24 protein-coding genes, 1 tRNA gene and 2 pseudogenes (1 of these 27 only partly in view) are annotated in these 26,301 nt (G+C 48.0%); 14 read left to right on the forward strand and 13 right to left on the reverse strand.

The annotated features are described in order from the left end of the window. Positions 1-241: 241 nt before the first annotated feature. The 4 genes and pseudogenes from aspT to COV46_06520 form a co-directional block, all read right to left on the reverse strand. Positions 242-1,927: an aspartate-alanine antiporter gene (gene aspT / locus COV46_06505; protein PIR16856.1), complete on the reverse strand. Its 1,686-nt coding sequence runs from the start codon at positions 1,925-1,927 to the stop codon at positions 242-244. A gap of 9 nt (positions 1,928-1,936) precedes the next feature. Then, on the reverse strand, positions 1,937-3,526 hold the full coding sequence (locus COV46_06510; protein ID PIR16857.1) for an aspartate 4-decarboxylase: 1,590 nt from the start codon (positions 3,524-3,526) through the stop codon (positions 1,937-1,939). A 17-nt stretch (positions 3,527-3,543) separates the two neighbouring features. Further along, positions 3,544-4,608 carry an L-asparaginase gene (locus tag COV46_06515; GenBank protein ID PIR16858.1) on the reverse strand — a complete coding sequence of 355 codons (1,065 nt, stop codon included), beginning with the start codon at positions 4,606-4,608 and terminating at the stop codon, positions 3,544-3,546. Between the two features lie 67 nt (positions 4,609-4,675). Beyond that, positions 4,676-4,858 (reverse strand): annotated as a pseudogene (locus COV46_06520) (energy-dependent translational throttle protein EttA). Positions 4,859-4,988: 130 nt separating this feature from the next. Here COV46_06520 and COV46_06525 point away from each other — a divergent pair. The 4 genes from COV46_06525 (at position 4,989) to COV46_06540 (ending at position 7,614) form a co-directional block, all read left to right on the forward strand. Beyond that, positions 4,989-5,585, forward strand: coding sequence for a hypothetical protein (locus COV46_06525; protein ID PIR16859.1), 597 nt, complete (start codon positions 4,989-4,991; stop codon positions 5,583-5,585). Further along, entirely contained in the window at positions 5,410-5,931 is a 522-nt protein-coding gene (locus COV46_06530) for a hypothetical protein (GenBank protein ID PIR16860.1), read from the forward strand. The genes COV46_06525 and COV46_06530 overlap by 176 nt, the downstream gene beginning before the upstream one ends. 3 nt (positions 5,932-5,934) lie before the next feature. Beyond that, on the forward strand, positions 5,935-6,978 hold the full coding sequence (locus COV46_06535) for a quinolinate synthase (GenBank protein ID PIR16861.1): 1,044 nt from the start codon (positions 5,935-5,937) through the stop codon (positions 6,976-6,978). A 201-nt stretch (positions 6,979-7,179) separates the two neighbouring features. Then, positions 7,180-7,614 carry a hypothetical protein gene (locus tag COV46_06540; GenBank protein ID PIR16862.1) on the forward strand — a complete coding sequence of 145 codons (435 nt, stop codon included), beginning with the start codon at positions 7,180-7,182 and terminating at the stop codon, positions 7,612-7,614. A 31-nt stretch (positions 7,615-7,645) separates the two neighbouring features. On the opposite strand, the gene amrS is transcribed toward COV46_06540, so the two are convergent. After that, a complete protein-coding gene (gene amrS, locus COV46_06545; GenBank protein ID PIR16863.1) occupies positions 7,646-8,677 on the reverse strand; it encodes an AmmeMemoRadiSam system radical SAM enzyme in 1,032 nt (343 codons plus the stop codon). Next, a complete protein-coding gene (locus tag COV46_06550) occupies positions 8,677-10,302 on the reverse strand; it encodes a Fis family transcriptional regulator (GenBank protein ID PIR16864.1) in 1,626 nt (541 codons plus the stop codon). The genes amrS and COV46_06550 overlap by 1 nt, the downstream gene beginning before the upstream one ends. Positions 10,303-10,439: 137 nt before the next feature. Here COV46_06550 and COV46_06555 point away from each other — a divergent pair, with 137 nt between their 5' ends. The 6 genes from COV46_06555 to COV46_06580 all read left to right on the forward strand — a co-directional run bounded on the left by COV46_06555 (position 10,440) and on the right by COV46_06580 (position 15,303). Beyond that, entirely contained in the window at positions 10,440-11,720 is a 1,281-nt protein-coding gene (locus COV46_06555; GenBank protein PIR16865.1) for a malate dehydrogenase, read from the forward strand. Positions 11,721-11,885: 165 nt separating this feature from the next. Continuing rightward, positions 11,886-12,269, forward strand: a complete 384-nt coding sequence (locus COV46_06560) for a hypothetical protein (protein ID PIR16866.1) — start codon at positions 11,886-11,888, stop codon at positions 12,267-12,269. A 164-nt stretch (positions 12,270-12,433) separates the two neighbouring features. Continuing rightward, positions 12,434-12,507: transfer RNA gene (locus COV46_06565), tRNA-Gln, on the forward strand. A gap of 228 nt (positions 12,508-12,735) precedes the next feature. Next, complete coding sequence (locus COV46_06570; protein ID PIR16867.1) at positions 12,736-14,142, forward strand: DNA recombination protein RmuC; 1,407 nt, start codon at positions 12,736-12,738, stop codon at positions 14,140-14,142. Positions 14,143-14,280: 138 nt separating this feature from the next. After that, complete coding sequence (locus COV46_06575; GenBank protein PIR16868.1) at positions 14,281-14,883, forward strand: IS630 family transposase; 603 nt, start codon at positions 14,281-14,283, stop codon at positions 14,881-14,883. A 42-nt stretch (positions 14,884-14,925) separates the two neighbouring features. Continuing rightward, positions 14,926-15,303: a transposase gene (locus COV46_06580; GenBank protein ID PIR16869.1), complete on the forward strand. Its 378-nt coding sequence runs from the start codon at positions 14,926-14,928 to the stop codon at positions 15,301-15,303. Positions 15,304-15,647: 344 nt separating this feature from the next. Here COV46_06580 and COV46_06585 read toward each other — a convergent pair whose 3' ends face one another. Further along, positions 15,648-16,139: a YajQ family cyclic di-GMP-binding protein gene (locus COV46_06585; GenBank protein ID PIR16870.1), complete on the reverse strand. Its 492-nt coding sequence runs from the start codon at positions 16,137-16,139 to the stop codon at positions 15,648-15,650. Between the two features lie 101 nt (positions 16,140-16,240). Beyond that, a complete protein-coding gene (locus tag COV46_06590; protein PIR16871.1) occupies positions 16,241-17,029 on the reverse strand; it encodes a carbon-nitrogen hydrolase in 789 nt (262 codons plus the stop codon). A gap of 36 nt (positions 17,030-17,065) precedes the next feature. On the opposite strand from COV46_06590, the gene COV46_06595 reads away from it, so the two are divergent. Together COV46_06595 and COV46_06600 are read left to right on the forward strand one after the other, a co-directional pair. Further along, positions 17,066-18,889, forward strand: coding sequence for a hypothetical protein (locus tag COV46_06595; protein ID PIR16872.1), 1,824 nt, complete (start codon positions 17,066-17,068; stop codon positions 18,887-18,889). A gap of 15 nt (positions 18,890-18,904) precedes the next feature. Beyond that, positions 18,905-20,275, forward strand: a complete 1,371-nt coding sequence (locus tag COV46_06600; protein ID PIR16873.1) for an MFS transporter — start codon at positions 18,905-18,907, stop codon at positions 20,273-20,275. A 9-nt stretch (positions 20,276-20,284) separates the two neighbouring features. On the opposite strand, the gene COV46_06605 is transcribed toward COV46_06600, so the two are convergent. From COV46_06605 to COV46_06615, 3 genes are all read right to left on the reverse strand, one after another. Continuing rightward, positions 20,285-21,226 carry a hypothetical protein gene (locus COV46_06605; GenBank protein ID PIR16874.1) on the reverse strand — a complete coding sequence of 314 codons (942 nt, stop codon included), beginning with the start codon at positions 21,224-21,226 and terminating at the stop codon, positions 20,285-20,287. Between the two features lie 96 nt (positions 21,227-21,322). Further along, positions 21,323-22,087, reverse strand: coding sequence for a hypothetical protein (locus COV46_06610; GenBank protein PIR16875.1), 765 nt, complete (start codon positions 22,085-22,087; stop codon positions 21,323-21,325). A gap of 208 nt (positions 22,088-22,295) precedes the next feature. Beyond that, positions 22,296-23,516: a hypothetical protein gene (locus COV46_06615; protein PIR16876.1), complete on the reverse strand. Its 1,221-nt coding sequence runs from the start codon at positions 23,514-23,516 to the stop codon at positions 22,296-22,298. Between the two features lie 79 nt (positions 23,517-23,595). Between COV46_06615 and COV46_06620 the strand changes: the two genes are divergently transcribed. Further along, positions 23,596-23,829 (forward strand): transcriptional regulator, encoded by a 234-nt coding sequence (locus tag COV46_06620; protein ID PIR16877.1) that lies wholly within the window; start codon positions 23,596-23,598, stop codon positions 23,827-23,829. Positions 23,830-24,199: 370 nt separating this feature from the next. Here the strand turns inward: COV46_06620 and COV46_06625 are convergent, their stop codons facing one another. Both COV46_06625 and COV46_06630 read right to left on the reverse strand, forming a co-directional pair. Further along, the gene (locus tag COV46_06625) at positions 24,200-25,339 is read right to left on the reverse strand and encodes a deoxyguanosinetriphosphate triphosphohydrolase (GenBank protein ID PIR16878.1); all 1,140 of its coding nucleotides are present in this window, start codon (positions 25,337-25,339) and stop codon (positions 24,200-24,202) included. A gap of 51 nt (positions 25,340-25,390) precedes the next feature. After that, the gene (locus COV46_06630; GenBank protein PIR16879.1) at positions 25,391-25,966 is read right to left on the reverse strand and encodes a guanylate kinase; all 576 of its coding nucleotides are present in this window, start codon (positions 25,964-25,966) and stop codon (positions 25,391-25,393) included. Positions 25,967-26,064: 98 nt separating this feature from the next. On the opposite strand from COV46_06630, the pseudogene COV46_06635 reads away from it, so the two are divergent. After that, a pseudogene (locus tag COV46_06635) lies at positions 26,065-26,301 on the forward strand (hypothetical protein) (it continues 123 nt past the right edge of the window).

The raw sequence follows: 26,301 nt of genomic DNA on the forward strand, positions 1-26,301 counted from the left end.
CGCCAAAGGATAGCAAGGTAAGAGATTCAGGTCTGGACCTTTCTAAAGAGTGGGATGTTGAGGAGATGAAATATCCCTCTCTTCCCGGGACCGGCGTCAGATATTACAAGAACGGAAAGGTGGACATGGGTGCCGTTCAGTATTGATCCACATCATCCATTCTGGCACGACCCATGGTAACTGTGGCCAGAGCCTGACCTTGGGAAGGCATAAATAAAGTTCCCTGCTATTTATTCTTCCGTCAGGTTATATTGATTATCACGCTTCCCCATACCGTTAAGAGGACGTTCGCGAAGGCGTAAGGGGCTGCGTAGCCCAGGACCGGCAGCGAGCTCTCGGATTCCTCTATGATGGCGTTGAGCGATGCCGTGCAGTTGTGAGCGCCGGTCGCAGCCCCAAAGAGCAGTATCGGGTTCATCTTAAGGATCTTTAACCCGAAAATGAGCATGACGATTATAGGAAGGATAGTGATAACGATCCCGCCGAAGAATACAGAAACGCCCGTCGTCTTGATGGCGTTAAACGCCTCGGGGCCGGCCGATATCCCTATGCAGGCAACGAACAGATTGAGTCCAAGGTCGCTAAGTATCCACTGTGCGCCGCCAGGTATCTGCCCGAAGGTCGGGTGAATGGACCTGAGCCATCCGCACAAAAGTCCCGCGACCAGCACTCCGCCGCCGACTCCAAGTGTTATCGGCATGCCGAATACCGGTACTACGATAAGCCCGAGCAGGGTTCCTACAATACAGCCGACAGCTACGGTAACAAGATCGGTTACTATCGTCGGCCGTTCGGGATAACCTAAAGAGGCAACGGCCCTCTCTACATCGTCCTTGATGCCGATGATATGGAGCACGTCGCATTTGTGGATAACGGTCCCCTTTGTGATAGGCAGTTCGTGTCCTTGTCTTGTCGCTCTTCGCAAAAAGAGGCCGTGGGCTATCTTTAAATTGCCGAGCTCTCCGAGAGTTTTCCCCACGACGTTCTTGTTCAAAATGCAGACATCCATCGCCTCGCCGGTCATGTCGACAACAAGCGCGCGGTCTATTTCGGGACCTACAATACCTTCCGCTTTTATCATGGCATCGTCAGGGCCTATTATAAGAAGGGTGTCCTGGTCGGCTATCTTTGTCTCTGGAGCGCATACTATCATCTCCTGACCCCTTTTTATCCGGTCTATCGATACCCTATCCGGGAAGAGATTTTCAATTTCGGAGACACTTTTTCCGATGATGCCGGCATTGCCTGCGATATATGCCCTCATGCCGAGCTGATTTGTCCACGAGAAGAGGTCCGGGTTATCCGCTCCGGATGAGCTCCCGCCGAGCCTGGCCTGCAGTTTCTTGGCTTCTTGCTTCAGGTCTATCCCAAATAATTTAGGAGCGAGCTTCAAGAAGACAATGGTCCCGGCCGTTCCGAAGATGTATGTTATAGCGTAAGCGACAGCCAGATTTGAATCCAGGTTCATCTTTGTGGCCTGAGAGATGGCCAGCTGTCTTATTGCGCCCTCTCCGGTGCCGAGCGCCGCCGACGTTGTCATCGACCCGGCGAACATGCCCGCTGCAGTCCCCTGGTCTAGGTGCAGGAACTTGGCGATGGCGACCGTTGCCGCAAGAGATGTGACGGAGACAACGATAGCTATCCATAGATAATTGATACCGTCCTTTTTGAGCGATCCGAAGAATTGTGGCCCGACCTTATATCCGACCGTAAATATAAAGAGGGCGAAGCTTATATTCTTGAGTATCGCGGGGACCCGGATGCCTACCTGGCCGACAACGATCGACGCCAGAAGAATGGAGGCCGTTGATCCCAGCGTAAACCCGAATATTTTGAGTTTTTTCCCCACAAAATAGCCGATCGCAAGCGACAGGAAGATGACTATCTCCGGATCTTCGCGCATTATATGAACGATATCAGTGAACATGCGAGCCTCCTACTTTTTGGATGATCTCCATTTGCTGTAGTACTCTTCCAGTAGAGTGCTAATCCCCTTGCCGATGGCCTCGTAGGCGTCGTCGGGGAGGTTCGCAAGAGAGACGCGCACCGACATGTTGGGTGCGTCGAACCCGCCGCCGTCCATAAGTACTATGGACTTTTTGCAGGCAAGCTCCCAGACAAAGTCGATGGGCTCGTGTTTCTTCACCAGATATTCCGCAAATTCGGCCCCATGCCTCTCCTTTGCAAGAGCGGGAATGTCTATGGTGGTGTAGTAATGTGCATCGAACGCGTTCTCGGGATATTTCATGCCTATAGCGTTATAGAGGGTCCTGTATCTGGTTGTTATTATGTCCTGAGCCATCTTCTTGTATTCGCCCTTCTTGTCGATGAGACAGTGGAGAGCGAAGAGGACCATCATTATCTGCTGCGGTGTTGAAAGTCCGGCGGTATGGTTCAGCGCAACGGAACGGGAGTCCGCCACCATACGGTCGATCAGTTTCATCTTGTCGGGGTCTAAGATGACCGAACTGTATCTTTTATGAAGTGCCTTCGTGTCGGTATCCGAAAGAGAGGCGATATGCTTGTCGAGAATGTTCTCTTTGTGAAGGCCGATGACCCCAAGTCGCCATCCAGTCGCGCCGAAATATTTTGAGAAAGAATAGACCAGGATGGTATTCTTCGGAGCTGCTGCGGCCAGTGATTTGAAACCGTTCACAAAGGTCCCGTAGACATCGTCGGTAAGTATTATCAGGTCCTTTCGTTTGGTTCTGACAAGTTCTCCTATCCTTGCGAGGGTCTCTTTTTGTATGCTGACCGAGGTAGGGTTGGAAGGGTTCACCAGAAAGAAGGCCTTTACCTTCGGGTCGGCGAGTTTTTCTATCTCCTTGTCCGTATACTGCCAGTCAGAGTTCTCATCCTGTTTCACCTCAAGCTCCACAAGCTGGTAGTCGTTGAGCCTCGGGATCTCTATATATGGCGTGAATATAGGGGTGCCCAGGGCTATCTTGTCGCCTTTATGAAGTATCTTGTTCTCCAAAAGGCTCGTGAATATGTAGTCCATCGCGGCGGTACCGCCTTCGGTGGCGAAGAGGTCGAACTTTCCGACCGAAGGGTCACCCGCAAACATCTCCTGTTCGAGATATTTGTGCACGATCTTTTCGGAGAGCGACAGCATCCTGTCGGGCGTTGGGTAATGGTCGCCCAGTATGCCGTCAAGCATCTCCTCAAGGAAACTGTCGCCATCCATTTTTAGTTCACCACGAACATATTTGAACGCCTCTCCTAAAAATACCACCTCGGGTTTATCTGAATACTTGGAGATAAATGCCTCGAACCTTTTCGATAAGCCCTCTTTTTCTGGCATTCCTCCAAGGCCGGGCCTGTGAGGTTTGCGCTGAGATTCGTCGAGGGCAAAGAGACCCAGCTGAAAGAAGCCCAGCCGAGGTGTTATCGCGACCCAGTTGGGGTTGCCCCTCCCGGCGTTTAACATCGTCATTTCGTGGCGGGACTGGGCCATGCTCATGAGTTTATTCTTCAGCTCGAATGGACTTAGGGCCTCATAGCGTTTTTCTTCGGTAGATCTCATAAATATCCTCCTTATTTTTAATGTTTGAAAAGATGTCTCATTTTGTTGCCGTCACCATTGTATTGTGGGATGGCAAGCATGAGAAGCAATCGAGCCTTGGGTGCGTGCAGGTCTCCGCCAAGTATGGCCCCTGCCTTTTCCATCGTTTCGCCGCCGCCTAGGTCTCCATATATAGGATAGACGCCGCCGTTAAAGACCCGCGTCGTAACTACCACCGGAACCTTCCTGCCAATGGCGTATTGGACCGCCTTGTACATCTCGGCGTTCACATTCCCTGCGCCAACGGCGTCGACGACTATCCCTTTGGCGCCGTTGTCAACCGCGTAGCGAAGCAGGCTACCGTCAGAACCGGCATAGTCGGATACGATGGCCACGTTAGGCAATGCCTCTGGGAGAGGGAGCTTTATCATTTTGCCTGGGCCATGGAATGGGATGACCTTTCCCATCGATATATAACCCAGATATCCTTTTTCTCCTGAATTGAATGTTTGAACGTTGGTGCTCTGTGTCTTTCGAACGTCAGCCGCCGAATTTATATATTCATTAAGGGTGACAGTCACTCCCCAGTTCTTTGCCTCTTCGGAGCAGACCTGTATCACTGCGTTCTGTATGTTGGCCGGGCCGTCAGGCGAAAGGTCGGAGGCATCGCGCATGGCCCCGACAAAGGCAACCGGCTTCCTGTTCTTTAATGTAAGACTTAAGAAATAGGCCCCCTCGGCCATGGTGTCGGTGCCGTGCGTTACTACGACCCCCTTCACGCTTGACTTGGAAAGTTCGGCATCGACCGTCCTGCTGAGCTTTGCCCATATCTCGGGCGTCATTTGTGAGCTGTCGATATTGGAAAAATTGATGACCTTTATATTGGCGATCTTCGCAAGGGAAGGGACCGCCTCGATAAGGTCTGCGCCCGATACAGCAGGAACTGCGCCACCTGTCTTGGGATCGGTCTTTTCGGCTATAGTTCCGCCCGTGGTGACGATGGTGACATTAGGTAAGTTTGCCCCGTATGTGTCCGGGAGCAAAATAAAGAAAAAAGCTACTGCACAGACAAGAAAGAACGAAAAACGCTTGATGGTGATCATTTCCCCCTCCTTTTTTTGACGGAGGCTATCACATTGAACGGGGGAAAATCAGCAAAAAATTCTCTATTTAATCTCTTTTTAGTTTTTTGTATCTTATCCGATGGACGTCTCTGGCAGAGTCTCCTAAGCGGAGTTCGCGGTTGGCCTCGTATTCGGCAAAGTTCCCTTCGAACCAGACCGCCTGCGAATCGCCTTCGAACGCAAGGATATGCGTTGCGACGCGGTCGAGGAACCACCTGTCATGGCTTATAAAAGGGGTCAAAAAAGAAAAAGGGAGTCACCCATTAAGCTTAAGATAATAGTGTCGGCCCGTCACTTATGTGTATTATATATTATACATTTATATAATATAATTGACATTTAATAAAATTTGGGCGACAATGTATTCGATGAATAGATATCATGTAGATTCGGCGAAGTTGAAAGAAGTCGTCACCCGAAGGGGCTATGAGCATGTGACGGAATTCGCCAAAGCGCATGGATTCAATCGTGCCACGATAAACAATTATCTAAAAGGGGAGGGCGGGCCATTTTCGGAAACATACTATATCATCTGTGATTCACTTCAGATCGATCCTCTTTCTATTCTTTCACCATTCAAGCCCGATAAAACAGCCGGTGCGGATGAGATAATGCCCATCGTTAAAAATTTGTATTCCTTTGACAGAAATATTGCGGTGGGGCTTTTAGGTTCGCGTGCAAAGGGGACAGGCCGGAAATATTCGGACTGGGACCTATGCATAACCAGAGGGCCGAACTTATTAGCCGGAGAGGAATTCTTAAAGCTAAAGCGGTCGGTTGATGATGAAGTTGACAAACTTCCGCGCGAAGTTGATATTGTTAATCTTGATGCGGCGCCTGATTGGTTCCTTATGGGGATCGATTATGAGCCGGTCTTTTTGGGCGGGAACTCGAACGCATGGTCTTATTTCATGGGGGTGCTATATGGCGCAAAAAAAAGAAAAGAAGATAAATAAAGCGATCGCCGATCTTTCAATGGCGATAAAATTTTACAAGAAAGCTGGAGGCGATGAACCAGCCGCATTTCTTGCTGTTGCCAAGGCCTTTGAGGTTGCCATGGAATATGCATGGAAGGACCTGAAACGCCAGCTGGAAGAAAAGGGCTGGACCGATATATATGCTCCGAAGGATGTGATAAGGAAGGCGGGCCAGATGGGTTTACTGGACGAAGCTGAAGACTGGCTTTCTTACATAGATACCAGAAATGAAAGTGTTCATGACTATTACGGGATGACGGAATCGGAATATGTTGCGCTTGCCGGAAAATTCATAAAGGATGCCGGCAAAGCCTTTAAAGACTGATATATGATCCAGAACAATAGTGAACTTAAGGAGAGGATACTCAAGGTCAAATCGGAGCTTGGGAAGAAGCTTGTCATCTTAGGCCATCATTATCAGCGCGAGGGGGTGATAGAATTCGCAGACTTTCGCGGTGACAGCTTTGGACTTTCTAAGAGAGCGAGCGAACAGAAAGAGGCCGAGTTCATAGTTTTTTGCGGAGTTCATTTCATGGCAGAGGCAGCGAAGATACTCGCGCGGCCCGGTCAGCGCGTATTTCTGCCCGACCTAACCGCAGGTTGCCCCATGGCCGACATGGCATCGGTAGATGATGTAGAAGATGCGTGGGCAAAATTGTCGACCGTTCTGGATATGAAAAAGGTGATACCGGTCACATATATGAATTCGGTTGCCGCGCTTAAGGCCTTTTGTGGAAGGAACAACGGTGTTGTATGTACATCAGGAAACGCCTCAAGGGTATTTGACTGGGCATTTAACCGCGGCGAGACGATATTCTTTTTCCCCGATGAACACTTAGGCCGCAACACCGCCCGCAAACAAGGGATATCAAAGGAACAGATTCTATTATGGAGCTCTCCGGATCTTAACGATTCACGATTCACGATTCACGATTCACGTCTGATCCTTTGGCCCGGCTTCTGCCACGTTCACACATTTTTTACGACCGAGCACGTTAAAGACGCCCGCAAGAGCTACACCGGTTGCAAAATAGTTGTTCACCCCGAGTGCAGGGAAGAGGTGGTGACGATCTGTGATGATAGCGGTTCGACAGAAGGGATATGCAGTTTTGTAAAGAAGCAGGAAAAAGGTTCGACGATCGTTATCGGGACCGAGATAAATCTTGTGGCGAGGCTTGCAAAAGAAAATCCCGAAAAAAATATCGTGCCTCTTGCAAGGTCTCTTTGCCCCAACATGTTCAAAACCTCGCCCAAAAGTCTGGCCAAGGTTCTGGATTCAATTGTTACGGAAAAATACACAAACGAAATAATAATTACTGAAGAAATTCAAAGAGAAGCCAGAGTTGCCCTCGAGAGGATGCTGTCATTATAATTTTACTGTTTTGAGGCATCTTTAAAACATAATACGTATTTTTGAGCAAACTTTAACATAATTTAATTAAATATATATTAACTATAATTAGCTAAGATGTCTAATTATATATAATTATAATATAAATATACATCTCTCTTTACTTTTTTAGCAACTCCAGGGTCTATCCAACCGATAATAGTAATGTAGGGTGTAAATTCTATGAACGAAAAGGCAAAACCGCTGCAAAGAGTATCAGGATTCGATCTGTACAACCTCTTTGAAGGTCCGGAAGGGATGACGGATCCGAGCGCCCTTGTAACTCTTTGGTGCGGTTACGCCGATGCTCTTAATACATTTCAAAAATCGCAGGGTGACCTTTTGATCCTTCTTTTAAAGAGCTGGCAGATGTTTGCAAGCGCGAACCTTTATGAAAGCCGTTATGGCAGAAATCTGGGGCGATTCGGATCGATGGCTGCTTCGTTCGCGGAAATAGCTAAAAGCATTCCGGAACTTTTGCCGGGCGATCTTATTGGTGCCGATGCCGTGGCATTTGCGAGCGACAAAGATATGGATATGTATGTTGAAAGCAAATATCCCTATCTTTTCAGAGGCGCCGCAATGGCCGGCGGATTGGCGCCACAGGAGTCGGCTTAGAGATCTCCGCTTTCGCGGGGGGTGACAGCCCTTAGAAAAAGATCCCGTCAATTTTGGAGTCGCACTTAGGACACGTCGAGGTCTCTTTCAGCCTGTCATTTCCCAATGTTAACCCGAAACGTTCTATGAGTTTTTCGCCGCATTTCCAGCAGAAGGTCGATTCCTTATCATCCCCAGGAACATTTCCCAAGTAGACATATTTAAGCCCGGCCGCTTTGCCGATGTCGTAGGCCTTTCCCATGGTAGAAAGCGGGGTGGCCATGCGGTCCTGCATCTTATACTGCGGATGAAAGCGCGAGATGTGCCACGGTATCTCCTTGCCTACGCTCGCTATGAATTCCGCAATATCTCTCAACTCTTTTTCATCGTCGTTCATACCCGGCACAATGAGCGTTGTTATCTCTATCCAAATGCCCAAAGATTTCATGTAGGCGATAGAATCAAGAACGCCTTTCAGAGAACCCTTTATTATCTTCTTGTAGGTCTCTTCTTTAAAAGCCTTAAGGTCTACGTTCGCGGCGGAGAGCCAGCCTTTTGCCTCATCCAACATCTCACGGCTCATGTAGCCGTTAGTTACAAAGATGTTCTCTATCCCTTTTGGTTTGGCTAGAGAGGCGACGTCGCGAGCATATTCGTAGAATATCGTCGGTTCGCTGTAGGTGTAAGAAATGGACCTGCATTTATTCTTCACCGCCCCCTTCACTATCTCTTCCGGACTTGCTTCTTTTAACATCTCCATCCTGCTTCTTGTTTCATGTATCCTGCCTCTGCCGTACTGCGATATATCCCAGTTCTGGCAGAACCCGCACTGAAAGTTGCATCCCAAGGTAGCTATCGAGAAGGACCCGCTTCCGGGATAAAAATGGAAGAGCGGTTTTTTTTCGATGGGGTCGACCGAGGCGGCGCACGGCCTTCCGTAAAATATCGAATAAAGCGCGCCGCCCTTATTCTCGCGGACCTTGCAGACGCCGCTTGCGCCGTCCTTAATCTTACAGTTGTGCCTGCACAGGTAACATTCAACCGTGCTGTTATTTTTCTTTCTGTATAACGATGCCTCGAACATTATTCTTTGACCTTAAAGGGTTCAATGCGTATCCCGAATTTTCCCAGCATGCTGTATAGCGTGGTCCTGGATATCTTGAGCTCCCTTGCGGCCTTCGATGCATTGCCGGAGGAGTTCTTGAGCGCCGTGACCAGGATTTTTTTCTCCACGTCGTCAAGCGGAAGGCTTTCGGGCGGTTTTTCCGTCAGCTCGCTGAAGATCATGTCCTCCGCTTTTACGGAAGCGTCTTTGGATATTAGTATCGCCCTCTGGATGGTGTTCTTAAGCTCGCGTACGTTTCCCGGCCAGTTGTATTCGCGAAGCTTTTCAAGTACGCCGGCATCGAATATTTTAGAACCGCCTTCCGGCGACAGGTCATTTAAGAAATGGAGGGCAAGAACGGTAATATCGTCCCTTCTTTCCCTTAAGGGAGGAAGGTGGATGGGGACTATAAAGAGCCTGAAGAAGAGGTCCTCTCTGAACTTTCCCTTTCTCACCATCTCTTTCAGGTTCTTATTTGTTGCGGCCACAAGTCTTACATCAACGGAGATATCGCTCTGGCCGCCAACACGCCTTATCTGCATGTTCTCAAGCACACGCAACAGCCTTGTTTGAAGTTCCAGCGGCATTTCGCCTATCTCGTCCAGAAAAAGGGTTCCGCTTGATGCCTGTTCAAAGGCCCCTTTTTGCTGTGATACTGCGCTCGTGAATGCGCCGCGTTCATGGCCGAAAAGTTCGCTTTCAATAAGGTTAGAAGATATCGCCCCGCAGTTGATCGCCATGAAAGGTTTTGCTGCCCGCGCGCTTCCTTCGTGCATGTAGCGTGCAAAGAGCTCTTTGCCGGTCCCTGATTCGCCGGTTATAAGAACTGTGGCGTCGGTTGGGGCTATTCTTTCGGCCAAAGAAAAGAGCTCGCGCATAACGAGCGAAGCTCCCAGAATGTTCCCTAGGTTGGGTCGTTCGAACGGCCTTATATTTTCTCTCGATTCCTTTATCTTATATTTGATCAGGGTCTTGCCGATGGTTATTACGCCGCTCTTCGGGAGCCTTTCGCTCATCACAAGCGCATCGTTTAGAAGGGTGCCGTTCCTGCTCCCCACGTCCTGGATAATGAACCCGTTCGCAACGCTTTTTATCATGCAGTGTGAGCCGGAAATGTAACGGTCGTCGTTTATTGTTATGTCGTTCGCCGGGCTCGCGCCAATGGAACCTCCCGCGAACCTGAGCTCGCGCTCTTTTCCGTCAGGCGTGGATATTGTAAGCTCAAGACTTTCTGTGAGGAGCTCGTTCTTCGTCTTTTCGTATTTAAGGACCCTTGTCGGCGATATGTCCTTTATAACGGTCGCGGGTCTGCTCGTCACACCTCCCGGCTCGAACCTGATCTTCCACGAACCTATTGTTATTACGTCGTCAACGGAAAGGCTGTGGGAAGAGACCTTTTTATCGTTTACGACCGTCCCGTTGGTGCTTTTATCGATGAGTTTGTATGAGCCGGATTCCCTTACAATCGAGGCGTGGGTCCTTGAAACGTCTTCATCTGTCAGCTCTATATCGGACGAGGGGTCGCGGCCGATGTTAATGACGTAGCCCCCGAGTTTCCGTTTCATTACAGGCCGACCGTTGTGGTAAAAAATAAGGCTTGCCATAGGCCTTTTACTAGCCAAATTGGGCCGACCGGTCAACCGCCAACTGAAAAAATATTTTTAGTTTGTAGGGGGGCTCCGTTTTTGTTATGTAGTTATCCGGGAATACACATGGACCGGATAAAAGGAGGGGGTATTAAATGGCACTTATCACAAGAGAAGAGGCACTTCGTTATCATGAAGAGGGTCGTCACGGGAAAATAGAGGTTGTTTCCACAAAGCCGTGCAAGACCCAAAAAGACCTTTCGCTTGCATATACTCCGGGCGTTGCCGAACCGTGCAGAGAGATCCACAAGGACCCTGAAGCGGCGGGGCTTTATACCGCAAGGAGCAACCTTGTTGCGGTCATCACCGACGGTACCGCTGTCTTGGGACTCGGTAACATCGGGCCGCTTGCCGGAAAGCCCGTCATGGAAGGGAAGGGGATACTTTTCAAAAGATTCGCCGATATCGATGTCTTCGATATCGAGATAGCAGAAAAGAATATGGAACAGTTTGTTCATACCGTCGCATCCTTGGAACCGACGTTCGGTGGGATCAATTTGGAAGACATTAAGGCCCCCGAATGTTTCTATGTTGAAGAAGAGCTTATCAAGAGGATGAAGATACCAGTGTTCCACGATGATCAGCACGGGACGGCCATCATCTCTGTCGCAGGGCTTTTGAACGCGTTGGAGATTGTCGGTAAAAAGATAGATAAGATAAAAGTGGTATTCAGCGGCGCAGGCGCCGCGGCGGTCTCGTGCGCAAAGCATATGGAACGTTTCGGCGTGCAACATGAGAACATCTGGCTTGTCGACACAAAGGGAATCGTTACAAAGGACCGCGCGAACGCCGAGCCTTACAGGGGCTATTTTGCACAGGATAAGAAGGGCGCTCTTGCCGACGCGATCAAGGACGCAGACGTGTTGATGGGCCTCTCTTTTAAGGGGCTTGTGACCAAGGATATGGTAAAGACGCTTGCCAAGGACCCCATTATCTTTGCCATGGCTAATCCTGACCCGGAAATAATGCCGGAAGATGTGAAGTCCGTGCGCGATGATGCCATCATGGCAACCGGAAGGAGCGACTACCCGAATCAGGTGAACAACGTCCTTGGATTCCCGTTCATCTTTAGGGGCGCGCTTGATGTTGAAGCGACGGCTATCAACGAAGATATGAAGGTCGCGGCATCGCTCGCCCTTGCGAAGCTTGCAAAGGAGCCGGTACCCAAGGATATCTGCAAGGTGTACAACGTGGAAAGTCTTGAGTTCGGCAGGGCTTATATAATACCAAAGCCGCTCGATCCGCGCGTACTTCTCTGGGAGGTGCCCGCTGTGGCAGAGGCTGCCATTAAATCAGGTGTTGCAAAGAAGCCTTACAGGTCGAAGGAAGAGTATATTAAGAGGCTTGAAAAGATGCTCGAGCACGTGAACAAGTGATGAAAATTTTGACGCCCGTAGCCTTTAATTATCATTTTAGGCGCGGGCGTTCTTATTCGACGATCCCCATTATCGCTAATCTCATGAAATAGAAGATCTTTTCGCACAACGCACAATGCACCACGTATGACGAACTTGGCACAAAGTTTGCTTATTCTAAAAGCTATGGCCGACCCCAAAGACATATTAGATCTTGCCGGAAAGAAATTGGAGCCTGGGAAACTCGTAGAATACACATTTGAGTGTAAAGATGGAGAGGGTATAGAAAAATGCGACTTTCAGTTCAGGTTCGATAATTATACTCTTTCACAGTGTCAGCTAAAGGGGCTCGATCCGGCAAGTTCGCGCCAGTTCTTTTGTCATGGGAAGATATATACCGACGATCATAGGACGTTCGATGTAGTGTTGAACATCTCGACGGGCGGCTTTGAATTAAAGATGCTCGAATCGTCATGGGACGCCTCTTCGGCGGCGTATCTCAATTATAGGCTTCCCACAACGGGTGCGGTCCTTAAGGAACTCTTTAATGTGCTAAAGGAAATTGATTGAGCCATTCGGCTCAATTGCCGCTCATGAAGAACGGCATGCTTATTATCATCCGCGACATCATTAAAAAGGGTTCTGTTCAATTGAGGAGCTAGGATGACGGCAACCTCTTCTAAAACAGCCTGTTGACAGCCATTTAACTCCATGCTAGGCAACTTTCCGTTCATTGAGGGATCATCCAATGGCAGGATGCATGGCTCTGAACCATGACATCTAGGTTCGAATCCTAGTCCCTCAGCCAGTCAGCTATGTTCTAATTTCTACCCCTCATCTGTCCAATCTATGGGGCGCAGTCCATACGATGTCTATTCCGAGCTCCAAGGCCAAAATAAGATTTGATTGATATTTATAGGCAAATTGTATAGTTACACCTCTTATGGTATCAGGATGCACGGGCGATCACGCGAGGGAATACGGCAATTGTTTTTGCTGAAAACCATAAAAGTCAAAAATAATAGAAGAGATATATATGAGTTCAACAATCGTTATTTTAGTCGGGTTTTTATCATTCATCCTTGGGGGAACAGCATGCTGGTTGTTTCTTTCTGCAAAGAACAGGACGAATGACGAAACAATTGCGGATCTGAAGGGAAAATTAGAGGCTTCCAACAATATTTCAACAGAGATAAAAAAACAAACCGAACAACGCGACAAGACCATCGAAGAACTGCGTGGCAGTCTTGAATCTGTCCAAAAGGCCAAGGCGATTGCCGAAACAAGATTAGAAGAGACGAGCAAGCATATTGAAGAACAGAAAAAGACACTGTCGCAGGCAGAAGAAAAGCTTACGACAACATTCAAGGCCTTATCCGGGGAATCTCTAAAGAGCAATAATCAGGCGTTTTTACAATTAGCGAAACAAAGTTTAGAAACCGTGCTAAATCAAGCCATGGGAGACATGTCTCAAAAAGAGATTGCCATAAAAAATATTGTTAAACCACTGGAAGATGTTTTGAAAAAATATGAAAGCCAAGTCATTGAGCTCGAGAAAACGAGGGTAGGCGCCTATTCTACCTTAGAAAGCCAGATAAAAATGTTGATGTCTTCTGAACAGCAACTTCAAAAAGAAACCAACAATCTTGTTACAGCTTTGAGAAGGCCGGAAGTTCGCGGAAGATGGGGTGAAATGACCCTTAAACGGGTTGTCGAACTTGCCGGAATGACGTCATATTGTGATTATGTCGAGCAGGTATCGGTCGATACAGACAAGGGGCGGTTAAGGCCTGACATGATCGTGCATTTACCATCGGATAGGGAGATCGTTATTGATAGCAAGGTTTCATTAGATGCATATTTGGACGCAATTGCATCGCAATCAGAAGACGCCAAAGAATCTTTTCTGGTCAAACATTCTCAACAGATCACAAAGCACATGAGGGAGCTTTCAGAAAAGAATTATTGGGACCAGTTTCCTAGAGCCCCTGAATTTGTGGTGATGTTCATACCGGGTGAATCTTTTCTGGCGTCCGCTCTTGAGAAAGATCCAGCTATCATTGAAAAAGGGATGGAGGACAGGGTTATTATTGCCACGCCAACGACTTTAATAGCCCTGTTGAGAGCTATTGCCTATGGATGGAGACAGGAGCAAATTACAAAACATGCACAGGAAATAGCCGTCTTGGGAAAAGAGATGTATGACAGGTTTCAACCCTTCTTGGAGCACGTCAACAAAGTTGGTGGCAGTTTGAATCAATCCGTAGTTTCTTTTAACAAGATGATCATGTCCCTTGAGCGCAGGGTTATGGTTAGTGTTAAGAAGTTTAAGGAGCTTGGCGCGGCTGGAGACAAAGAGCTTCCAGAGGTTCAGCCGATAGAACAGATTCCAATGAAAGCACAGGCCACTGAAAAGTTGGAGAATGAAGAGGAAGAAAAATGATCAAGGACAACCATATGAATCACGAAGACTTGATGCAGTCAATATTACCCGCGACTTTCACGTTGGCAACCATTGACTCCTGTAAAAGTTCTTTCATAACATTTTGATTTGTGGTATATTCTCCGAAAAAGGGGGGATATGCCACAGAAAAACATCACCAAAACATCTCTGTTGGAACAAAGACGCTTTGAAGCAGTCCGATTGATTGCAAAAGAGCATCTGTCTCCAACAGACACAGCAAAAAGACTGGGTGTCACGTTGAGAGCGGTTCAATACTGGAATCGCTCTTTTCTCAAAGACGGAAAAAACAGCCTCAAATCAAAACCTAAATCCGGTCGGCCATCAAAGCTCACGGTCTCCAGAAAAAATCAACTTGTCAAGATATTGCTGGCCGGAGCATGCAATGCAGGATTTCCTACCGACCTGTGGTCGTGTCCCAGAGTTGCTCACGTCATTAACAAAAAATGGAATGTCACCTATCATGTTGATCATGTCATTCGCTTGCTCTATTCATTGGGCTTTGCACCACAAAAGCCTGAACGTAGAGTTTTGGAACGGGACGACAAGCGCATTAAAAACCGGGTTCGTTCCACATGGCCACGCATTAAAAAAAGCCATCGCCCTGAATGCCACGATTGTCTTCGTCGACGAGTCGGGCCTCCTCATGCAACCATTAGTGCGCAGAACGTGGGCGCCAAAAGGAAAAACCCCGTTCATCTATCATTCTGCGCGATCTTATAAAAAAGTCTTAGCGATAGGCGCTCTGGCCGCTAAACCTAAAATATCAAAGACCCGTTTCACACCAACGTAAACATAAAAGCCGGCGACTGCAGAGCTTTTATCAACCAACTCTCACTGTCTATCCGAGGCAAAATCTTTGTAGTCTGGGATAACCTGCGTTGCCATAAATCAAAGAAAGTATACGACTACCTTGATTCACAACACCGCATATCATGTTTCTATTTTCCTCCCTATGCCCCAGAACTTAACCCCGTCGAATATGTGTGGTCTTATCTCAAATCCTCTCCGCTATCCAATTTTGCTCCTAAGAATTTTGATGAACTGTCCGAAAAATCAAAGTCAGCATTTCATCACCTAAAATATAAGCACCGTCTCTTAACCTCTCTTGTCAAACATTCCCCAATCCCTTTTTTTGACTAAATGACAAAATTATTTTTACAGGAGTCAATAGCTCTTCGTTGTTTGCTGGTATTCTGAACATAATTGAAATAGCAGCCGTAGATCCTCTCCATGTTGTTCATTTCGAGGGCTCTAAATCAATCCTGCTTCACAACAGAGCCGCATAGGGGCTGCGCGAATTTTATCAGACTTCTTACGCTGGTGAAATCTGCGGATAGGTCCTTATAACAGCCGTCCAAATACATAGGCGGGATCTCCTTATTAATTTTTAGATACCGTCTCTTTATCGACGTTTCGTTAAGAAAGTTGCTAATAAAAAGTAGACCACCCAAATAATGAGTTATATCAGGCGGTTATGGATGCTTTTAAGCCTTCATATTCACATACTGTAAAGGAATTCCAAGGTCCTGGGCGTTCAGGGCCTGAATGACCGACTGCAGATCATCTATCTTTTTGCCGGTAACTCGCACCTGTTCGTCCTGAATTGATGCCTGAACCTTAAGATTCAAGCCCTTGATCAATTTTACTATCTTGTGGGCCGTCTCCATCTCGATCCCTTCCTTTATCTTTACCACCCTTTTAAGGAGGTTCTGACCCGTAGGCTCAAAATCCTTGAACTCAAGGCATTTGGGGTTCACTTTTCTTCTTATGCAGTGGGTCGTTACCATGTCCTCAAGGGTGTCCATCTTCATCTTGTCGGCGGTGACGATATTTATCACCTTATCCTTCTTGTTGAACTCGATCGTGGTCCTTGAGTTCCTGAAATCAAAACGCGTGGCAACCTCTTTGATGCTGTTATTTACCGCGTTATCCATCTCCTGTAGGTCTACCTTGTTCACAATGTCAAATGACGGCATAGATTTCCTCCTATTCTGATGGGGGGAACGACCAGCTCGCAGACTTGCTGTTTCCCCCCAAGCCCCTCTCGCTTGCACCGGCAAAGCCGGATGCTCGCTCGCTAATATAATTCCGGCCTTTTTTTAGATAGGACCGGTTTTTCTTTTCTTAATAGGTCCATCTCGGAAAGGTCCAGCGTCGCGGTTATTACGGCCTCCTCGGTTTCCGAGGCCTTTGCCTTGATATCACCGGCGGGGCCGACCATCATCGACCTGCCTCCGAATTCGGCTCCTCCGATGGTCCCGCAATTGTTCGCCATGACGGCAAAGAACTGGTTCTCGATGGCGCGCGCCCTTAGGCAGACCTCAAGCTGGTCTATTCTTTCCCTCGGGAAGGCCGCAGGGTGCACAACGATCTGCGCCCCGCCAAATGCAAGTTTTCTGTAAACTTCCGGAAAGCGTATATCGTAGCAGATGGTGATGCCTAATTTTACACCTTCTATCTCCGTAACGCCTATAGAAGCCCCAGCCTTGAACACCTCAGGCTCATTCAGGGAAGGGAAGGGGCATAAATGGGTCTTGTAATATTTATTGACTATCTTTCCGTCCGGAGCAAAAACGACGGCGGCGTTGTAAAGACCATCGTCCCTCTTTTCGGCAAGGCCCGCAGCTATTATTACCCCGTTATCCTTGGCGATGGATGAGAGCCTCTTTGTGGACCTGTTGGGAAAGGGTTCTGCGAGCCTTGAAATGGTCTCTAGATGATATCCAATGTCGCAGACCTCTGGGAGCACCACAAGCTCCGCTCCGTCTTTTCTGGCCCTTGCGATGAGCGCCGATATCCTGTTGAGGTTATTCTCGATATTTCCGAGTGCCGGGCTGAACTGAATTGACGAAACCTCTATCTTCATGGTATCTTTAAGGCCACTTTTTGGGGGATTTGTCCAATGAAAATACGAACCAAGCTTCTTTTGTTCGTTCTATCTTCGACTCTCGCCATCTTCGCATCTATCATATATCTCAACTACAGCACCAGCAGAAAGACCCTGGTAAATGAAATAGAACGAAACGCTGAAAGCATGGTCGACAAATACCGGCTGCTTCTCGATTCAAAACTTGAAGACACCACCGACGTTGCCGTGCTTGAAGGGAAGACGATAGAGACGTTGGGCGGTTCTCTGAACTTCGATAAGGTGAAAGATCTCATAAAAAGCTATCTATCGCATTATCCCGAGGTCTACGGTTCCACCATATCCTTTCTGCAGGGGGAGAACGATTTCGGGCATACTCTTTTTGATGCCGCCAAGCAATTTAACAGCATCGAGCCCGAAAAAGCGGCTCATGCCATGACAACCGGAAAACAGGGTTTTGTTTCGCTATGGAACGCCATGATAGGAAAACAGTCATGGATAGTTTACGGTCCTCTTTCCACAACAGGCTGGTCCTTGGGAATAGTTTATCCCGAGGATGAACTTTTGGAAGACCTCAGGGCGCTCCACCATAAGATCGTTATCATCGCCTGTTCCGGGATAGTTCTTATCTTCCTCATCATCTTTCTGATCTCCTCCCACATCACGAGACCCATTGGCGACCTTGTTGTGGCGGTAAAGAGAGTTGCGGGCGGCGATTTTTTCACGGAGATAAAGATGCCCAGATCAAAGGACGAGATAGGCATGCTCGCCAAGGCCTTTTCCGGCATGAAGAATTCGCTGGGCTCGATGATGACCCAGATAAGGGAAGAGAAGGAGATGTTCGCCGCGGCGTTCACCAACATGACCGACGGCCTTGTGATACTCGACGCAAATTGCAACGTGCTTCAATTCAACCGTTCCGCGGAAAAACTTCTCATGCTCCCGGCAAAAGGCTCGATGAGAGAGCACCTTTCGCGGAATTTTGAAGGGGAGCTCCCCTTTGGCAACGGAGAGGCTTGCACAAACGAAAGATCAACGTTCAAACTCTCAAAGAAACAGGTAGGGGACGCAAATGTTCTTCATCTTGAGTGCGTGGTAAGCCCTATAGTTGATGACAACGGGGCCGTTAAGGAACATGTACTAAATATCAGAGATATAACGGATCAGGAGGTTGAAGAGCGGTCAAAGGGGGATTTTCTGTCCTTAATATCTCACAAGTTTTTTACGCCCCTGACCGTCCTTCAGGGGAAGCTCATGCTTCTAAAGGACGCCGGTCCATTGCAGGAAAAACAGGAGAAGATAGTCAATTCCATGGCGGACCAGACGGGGAAACTCAACGACCTCATAGGAAGCCTTGTGAGCTTCGTTTCTCTCGAAGGTTCCAAGTTCGACACAAAGAAGGACGATCTCGATCTGAGAAGTGAGCTGAACGAGGTCGTCGTTGAATGCAAGAGCTGGTTCACCGATAAGAAACCCGACATAATCGTTAAGGTCGCGGACGAGCTCAAGAAGTTCTCCTTTAACAAGAACTATTTTAAGCTTATAATAAGGCGGTTGGTCGATAATGGCATAAAGTTCAATATGAACACTCCGCCGGTGATCCTTGTTGATTGCGCCACTGAAGGGGAATATGCCTCTTTCAGCGTAACGGATAACGGAATAGGCATCCCTTCCGAGTTTCACGACAAGATATTCGAAAAGTTCTATCAGATAGAGAAATATTACACCGGCAATGTGGAAGGCGTGGGCTTGGGGCTTGCATATGTTAAGACGCTGGTCGATACCTTCAAGGGAAAGATAGATGTCAGGTCCGAAGCAGGCAAGGGGACGACTTTCAAGATACTCTTACCTAACAGCTAAAAAAGGAGATTGACTATGAGTGATACCGCAAAGATGACCTGGCGTTTTCCAAAGGAGTTCTGGACAGCTAACGTTATCGAGCTTTTCGAGCGATGCGCATACTACGCCGCGTTCATTGCCATGGCGCTCTTCTTGACCAGCAAGGTCGGTTTTACCGACATCGAGACCGGCTATGTGATGGCCTATTTCGCCGCGTTCATCTACCTCATGCCGCTCTTTATGGGGCTCCTTGCCGACCGTATAGGCTTTAGAACCGCTCTCATACTTGCATTCGTTCTCTTGACCGCCGGCTACGCCTCCTTGGGGGCCTTTCCCACAAAGATGGCGGCGATATCGTCCCTTACTCTTATAATGCTCGGTGGGGCCTTTGTTAAGTCGGTGATAACAGGTACGGTCGCCAAGTGTTCGGACGAGCACAACAGGGCGCGCGCCTATTCGATATTCTATCAGATAGTCAATATAGGTTCATTTACCGGAAAGACATTTGCAAAGCCGCTTCGCACTGAGTTTGGCCTTGAATATATAAACTACTTTGCAGCCGCGTCCGCTCTCACAGCGCTTATCATAGTCATAATATTCTACAAGAGCCCGCTAGTTGAAGGCCCCACAAAGACCTTTGCCGAGCTTATAGAAGGGCTTAAAAAGGTCCTCGTTAACTTCCGTTTTATGGCGTTGATATTAATAGTTGCGGGTTTCTGGACCATCCAGGGCCAGCTTTATGCCACGATGCCGAAATATACGATACGTCTCATCGGCAATCAGGCGGCGCCGGAGTGGCTGGCTAACGTTAATCCCTTGATGGTAGTCCTGTTCGTCATACCCATCACGCAGCTTGTAAGAAAGATGAAGCCGGTCTCATCTATCGCGATAGCGCTTTTTATGATACCGATATCGGCGCTCACTATATCACTTTCTCCCGTTCTTGAGAGCCTCTTTGGACCGTCGATAAACGTCATCGGGATCCCTATGAACCCGATCACTATCATGATGATAATAGGCATCGCCATTCAGGGTTTAGGTGAATGTTTCCTGTCGCCTCGCTATCTAGAGTTCGCATCTAAACAGGCGCCAAAGAACGAAGAAGGACTATATATGGGATATTCGCACCTTCACACCTTCTTTGCGTGGCTCGTCGGGTTTATTATCTCGGGATATCTTCTTAACGCTTTTTGTCCGGACCCCAAGACTGTGGCGCCGGAAAATATGGCAACTGCCTACGCGCACGCCCATTACATCTGGTATGTCTATGCCGGCATAGGTTTTATCGCTTTTTTACTGCTCCTTGTCTACATGGCCGTTACCAGCCGGTACGATAAGAAACATGCAGGGCTTGTTGCCGCAGATACGACAATAGACGACGGCATAGTTCTGGTGGAAGAGGAATAAGGATCTCGCTCATCCTGAGCTTGTCGAAGGATGGTCTGCCTTTGGTGCTACAAGCGCTTCTATCCCTTCATAAACTGCGATCAGATGGCGGATATTGGAGACGAAGTCTATCTTTGAGACGTCTATCTTTAGAACGGGGCCGGTATACCAGCCGGTCTTTTGTAGCGTTTCTATGAATGTGTCGTAACGGTTGTTGAGTGCGCGTACGAGGCGTGAAAGACCTTCGGGGATCTCGCTGTCGCCGCTGTTCTTTTCTTCGTTCCTTTGCCTCTCTTTGATGTTCTGGAAGAGATAATCTGTGGGCCCGTGGAGCACCACCATAAGACTTGGCTGGGGCAGTTGCTTGAACTCGCTTTCAAGTCGCTTGTCTATGATGTCTATTGCCTCACGCGTGAGGTAAGAGACGTCCATGTCGCGGTGAAGGACCTCGCAAAAGGCGTAGCGGTCGGCAAGGGAAGAGCCGTCAACGCAGGTTGCGTGAGGGAGGTGTGGTACCGTCTGGAGCTGCATCTTGCGCAGGTCCAGGTACGCATGCTGAATATCGAGCGCCGCTTTTTCAAGGTTCTTCTTTGCTATCATCCATGCTGGGCTTTCTGTCTTTTCCATTTGCTGGCATTCGATGAAGTCGTTTATGGCGCTGTAATATCTTCCTAGAGTTCTCTTGGCGGAGTCCTTGGCCGTTGCAAGGAGCGAATAGAAAGAGTCGTTCTGCACGAAGTGATCTTCAAACCCTTCGTCGGGGAGCTCAAAGAGGGCGTTCATGCCGGTGTTGTATGCAAGGACCTTTATAAGCGAACTTTTTCCAGCGCCGATATTGCCGATGCAGGTGACCAGCGACTGGTTCTTTGCAAAGTGCTTCATGAGACGGCGCACCACGCCGGTCAGGCGGTGTGGCACCTGATATCTTTTTATCGACTGGTCCTCTGTGACGTCTAGGATCCTGTTGGTCATATTCTGTATGTCATTGCGAGGCCTAATGGCCGAAGCAATCCCATGCCAATAATTTGATACGGGAGATTGCTTCGCTAACGCTCGCAATGACGTAAACTACCCGCTTCTTGCCTGCACCATGCGGCGCACCTTTTCGCGAATGGTCCCCGCGATCACATGAACATAGTCGGGATGCTCGTCCATATCTATATCCGCAGGGAGAGTTAAAAGTTCGGAATCGGGCGGGACGATCGCATGCTCCTGATATTTAAGAAGCGTCGTCTTCCAGTTGATGGAGAGGTTCTCGTATCCGTCGTGTATCTCTTTCAAATAGTTCTCTTCTATGGTTGCAGCGTAAGAGTCGCCGTTCTCGGCGCGAAGTCTTCGGCGTTTTTCGAGCTGCCCTGGTTCGCATCTTAAATAAACGGTCAGGTCGGGGAGGCGGATACGTTCGTTGTGCAGAGTCTGACAGAAAAGCGTGCGATAGAGCTTTGCGTGCGCCTCGGGCATTTCACCGGACATTATCATTCTCTTCACGAAGACCTCGGGGCCGTCCAAGAAAGGCCTGTCCTCTATTACGATGGCGCCGCGCTTGTTCTCGCGGGTCATTAGATGACGAATTTCGCGCTGCTGAACGGTCCTCATGTAGAGAAAGGCCGTTTCGGTAGGGAAGATGTTCGCAATGCGGTCCTTGTAAAAGAGCGCGAGACATTCGTCCGTAAGCGAGCCCTTGTCGATGCGTTCGGAAAATACATGGATGTCCGCGCCGTCCAATATCATTTCCAGGTCTTTTTTATAGGGGTCGGTAGCAAGCGCGTGCATCAGGGTCGTCTTGCCGGAGAAAAGATTTCCCATAATGCCGATGTGAAAGTTGCGAACCATCTGCTACAGCCCTAGCAAAGTGGCGATTCGTAGTCAATTGGATTCAATATTCGCACCTATAGTTTGATTTGTTCTGTCATTGCGAGGCCTCGGGTACGAGGCCGTGGCAATCTCGTGAATATACCTGCGCTCTCGAACCAAGTATACCCGCCTGGTAAAGGCAATCCTCTGTCATAGCGAGCCCATAATTAAGGGTCTGATCCCAGAATTAAAATCTATATGACAAGGATGGCCCGCCCCCAAGAATTATATAGTCGTTGCCTTTTAGCACGCTGTTAATTGCGGCATTGACTGCGTCATCATCCGGATTGCCGGTAGAAGTAGGCAATGAAGCATCAAATTTTACGTAGTTTATCTTGAATTGAAGTCCCGCTGAAAAATGTGGGCTAAAATAGTAATCCATCCCAATTCCCGCATTAAAACCAAAGTTGGTTGAGGTGATTGACCTGTGGTATGTGGAAGCCGTGCCTGTGTAGTAAATGCTAGCGTCTATATTAGTGATATATGGTCCCGCCTCAATCGAGGTCCAAAAACGTGACCTGTCTATGAATGAATCAGAATCGGGTGCATAATCGCCTTCACGCAAAATATATTTAATGCCAAATGTTATTCCATAGCTATTCCATGTTGCGTTCGGATTCTGCAAGGCTGTTTGCCATGTTTCATTAGTGGTGCGAGTGTACAGAAACGAACCGGTTGCAAACCAGTTTTTATATATCTGAACATCAATAGAAGCTTCAGGCATTAGAAATAAAAATTGTTGGAATACGTTTTTCTGTATCTTTCCAAGGTATCCAATATTTGGTGTTAGTTTTAAAGTGATCTCTCGGCCACGTGACAATGAGGGAGGTTTAATCCCCAGTGCGGTATCAAATAGATCTTGCTGTTCTTTCTTATTATTTAAATACGCTGGATCTACCAGCTGTGCATTTTGAAATGCTTTTGCAGATTCTTTATAGCGTCCTAAGTCATATGCCGTGACTCCAATATTTCCCCACGCATCGGATACATTGGGGTCGAGCTTGACCGACTTGCGGTAGGCTCTCAGTGCCTTTGAGGTGTAACCCAGATCATCAAATGCAACTCCCATATTGTAGTATGCCCGTGCACTTGTAGGGTCGATTCGGGTGGCATCTTGAAAAGATTGTAAGGCTTCCTCAGTGCGCCCAGCTTCTCCTAAAATCACACCTCTGCTTATATATATTTTGGCGGCGTCAACCGGAGGGATCTCATGAGCCGGCAATAGCATGATGGCAACATTGCAAGCATCAAGAGCCACTTGGCTTTTTAAATTGATACAGGACTTTGAAGATATCTCCCAATTTGAATCAGCATAAGCGGGGAATGAAAGTGCTACCAACGCTAATAGCATGGAAATTCGTTTCATTTGCGTCCCCCGTTCTATTGCGAAACCATCCCAATCTAGCATTTTATGATGCTAAATAAAAGGAAAAAGCGAACTACGGCGTTCGTGTTGTAGTTCAAGGAAATGTTATAGATAGTTAGAGGTGAACACTGGAGATATACATTTACAAAAACTTCTAAAAGATATTGGCAAGAACATCCGACGTGTTCGCAATCAGAAAAATCTGACTCAAGAACAACTTGATGGCAGGGGATTTAACTACAGATGGTTACAGTATATCGAATCTGGAAGTAGAAATATTAACGTTAGCACTCTGTTAAGAATCGCACAGGCCCTAAAGGTTTCGGTATCCGAATTTTTCAAGGATATATCTTAACCCTATTTTTGTCCGATTTTCGACACCTTTGACAGTTCTAAATAGTGATCCAGTTTCCTGAGGTCTTTCATTTCAACGAGTTACCGCGTTTCACGACTTGGCATATCTCTTGCTTATCAATGAGCAAAAGGAGTCATGCATGAACAACATGGTGCCAATAGAATCGATCGGAAAAAAGATATTCGTGGTTCGAGGACAGTATCAAAGTCGTTAGGGCCTTCGCAAAATTAAGAGAAATTCTCATTGGTAATGCGGAACTTTCAAAAAGGCTTGATGAACTTGAAAATAAATATGACGGCCAGCTTAAGATAGTCTTCGAAGCGATTCGCCAGTTTATGTTGCCGCAGCAGCTAAGACGAAAGTCGGTGCATTAGGTCGTGATCTTTTGATGTTCGGAAAGGGCGAAGCGGTCGGTCATGCCGGCTATGTAATCGGCTATCGCGCGGTTTCCGTCCTTCCCCTTGAATCGTTTTTGATATTTATCCGGCAGGCGCTTTAAGTCGTTCTTGTAGTAATTAAAGAGTTCTTTTATCACTTTTTTGGAGTGTTCGCAGGTCTCTACCACCTTAGGGAATCTATATACTTTATTGAAAAGGAATGTTTTTACCTCGGCCGTCCTTTTCTTCATGGCATCGCTAAAAGAGACCAGTTCATCTCCGCGCTTTCTCACGTCATCAAGCGTCTTTATCTTGCGGTCTTTTAGCCTTTTATTGGTCTCGTTATCAACGTCGGTGATGAGCTCGGTTATTAAATGGCTTATCGTCCGGCATCTTTTAACCCTTGTCGATGCTTTGGGAATGGACCTTTCTATCTTCTGGTAAGCGTCGTGCCAGAGCTCTACCTCGGAAAGCGAGCGCATCGAAAGCATGCCCCAGTGAATGCCGTCGTCAAGGTCATGGTTCATGTAGGCAATTTCATCGGCCAAGTTGACTATCTGTGCTTCAATGGTGGGATGTCCGACGTCTTTGAAACCCTCGACCTTTTTCGGTTCGTCGTAGGATGTGGAATGTTTCACAAGTCCTTCGAGAACTTCGTAGGAAAGATTCAGGCCCGGAAAGTCCGGATAGCACTCTTCTATCTCGGTAACGACTCTGTAACTCTGAACGTTATGCTCAAATCCGCCCTCGTCCTTCATTAATTGGTCAAGCATCTCTTCGCCGGGATGGCCGAAAGGGGAGTGCCCAAGGTCGTGGGCCAGCGCGATCGTCTTTGCAAGGTCTTCGTTGGCCCCAAGTATCCGGGCGATGCCTGCGGCGAGCTGGCTCACTTCCAAGCTATGGGTGAGCCTTGTGCGATAATAATCGCCTTCGTGGTTCACGAATACCTGTGTCTTATATTCAAGCAGGCGGAAGGCGGTGGAATGAACTATCCTTCCAAGGTCGCGGTAAAAACAGGCGCGAAACGGGCATTCGGGTTCGATGTGCGTTCGCCCGAGGCTTTTTGAAGAGAGCTGGGCGTAAGATGCGAGCATCTTAGACTCATTTGACTCGTATTTTTCGCGTGAGTTCATATGGTCATGTCATTGCGAGCCCGCCGCAGCGGGCGTGGCAATCTCCCGAAATCACTCGGGAGATTGCTTCGCTACGCTCGCAATGACTATACTTTCTATCTCTTCGCACGCCTTATCAAGCACATCGTTCACCACCCGATGATCGAACTTGTCCTTGTGCCTCATTTCTTCAATGGCGTTCTCAAGTCTTAGCTCCCGGACCTTTTTTGAGTCCGTTCCCCTGCCAACGAGGCGTTTTTGAAGTTCTTCGATGGATGGCGGCAGGATGAAGATGGTTACTGCCCTGTTGCCGTAGAGTTTCTTAAGATTTAGGCTACCCACGACATCGAGGTCCAAGACCACATCTTTTCCTTCGGAAAGCCATATATCAAGAGGCTCTTTTGGAGTGCCGTAAAGATTATTATGGACCTCCGCCCATTCGGCGAACTGCCCCGCCTTTATCCCGGCCTCAAAAGTAAGCCTGTCTAAATATTGGTAATATTTACCGTTGGTTTCACCGCGCCTTGCGGGTCTTGTTGTGCATGAAATAGAATGGACGATATTCGGGTGTGATCCAAGAAACCGTTTTATTACCGAGGTCTTGCCGCCGCCCGAAGGTGATGCGATAATGATAAGCCGTCCGTTCATAGCTTACGGGGGTCTATAGGTATTTTCGGCCCCAAAAGCAAGGGCAAACAATTCTAATGTTGAGTTTCGGGTCCTTTCGGGGTAGTCAGGTCGCCGCTATGAAAAGGGTGCCGATATTCTGTTCTCTTTTGCCCGTTGAGTTCATCGCCTCAAAGGGTTTTGAGCCATACTATCTAAAGGCCGAAGAGCTTTCTCAAGTTGAGAGAACGGAATACCACTGCGCCTTTCATGAGAACATCTGTTCGTATTCCAAGGCGCTTTACGAATATCTCCTGAAGAACCATGCGGAATTCTCTCACATAATAATCCCCACCTCGTGCGATGCCATGAAAAAG

The sequence above is a fragment of the Deltaproteobacteria bacterium CG11_big_fil_rev_8_21_14_0_20_49_13 genome (genome assembly GCA_002796305.1).
GTDB lineage: Bacteria > UBA10199 > UBA10199.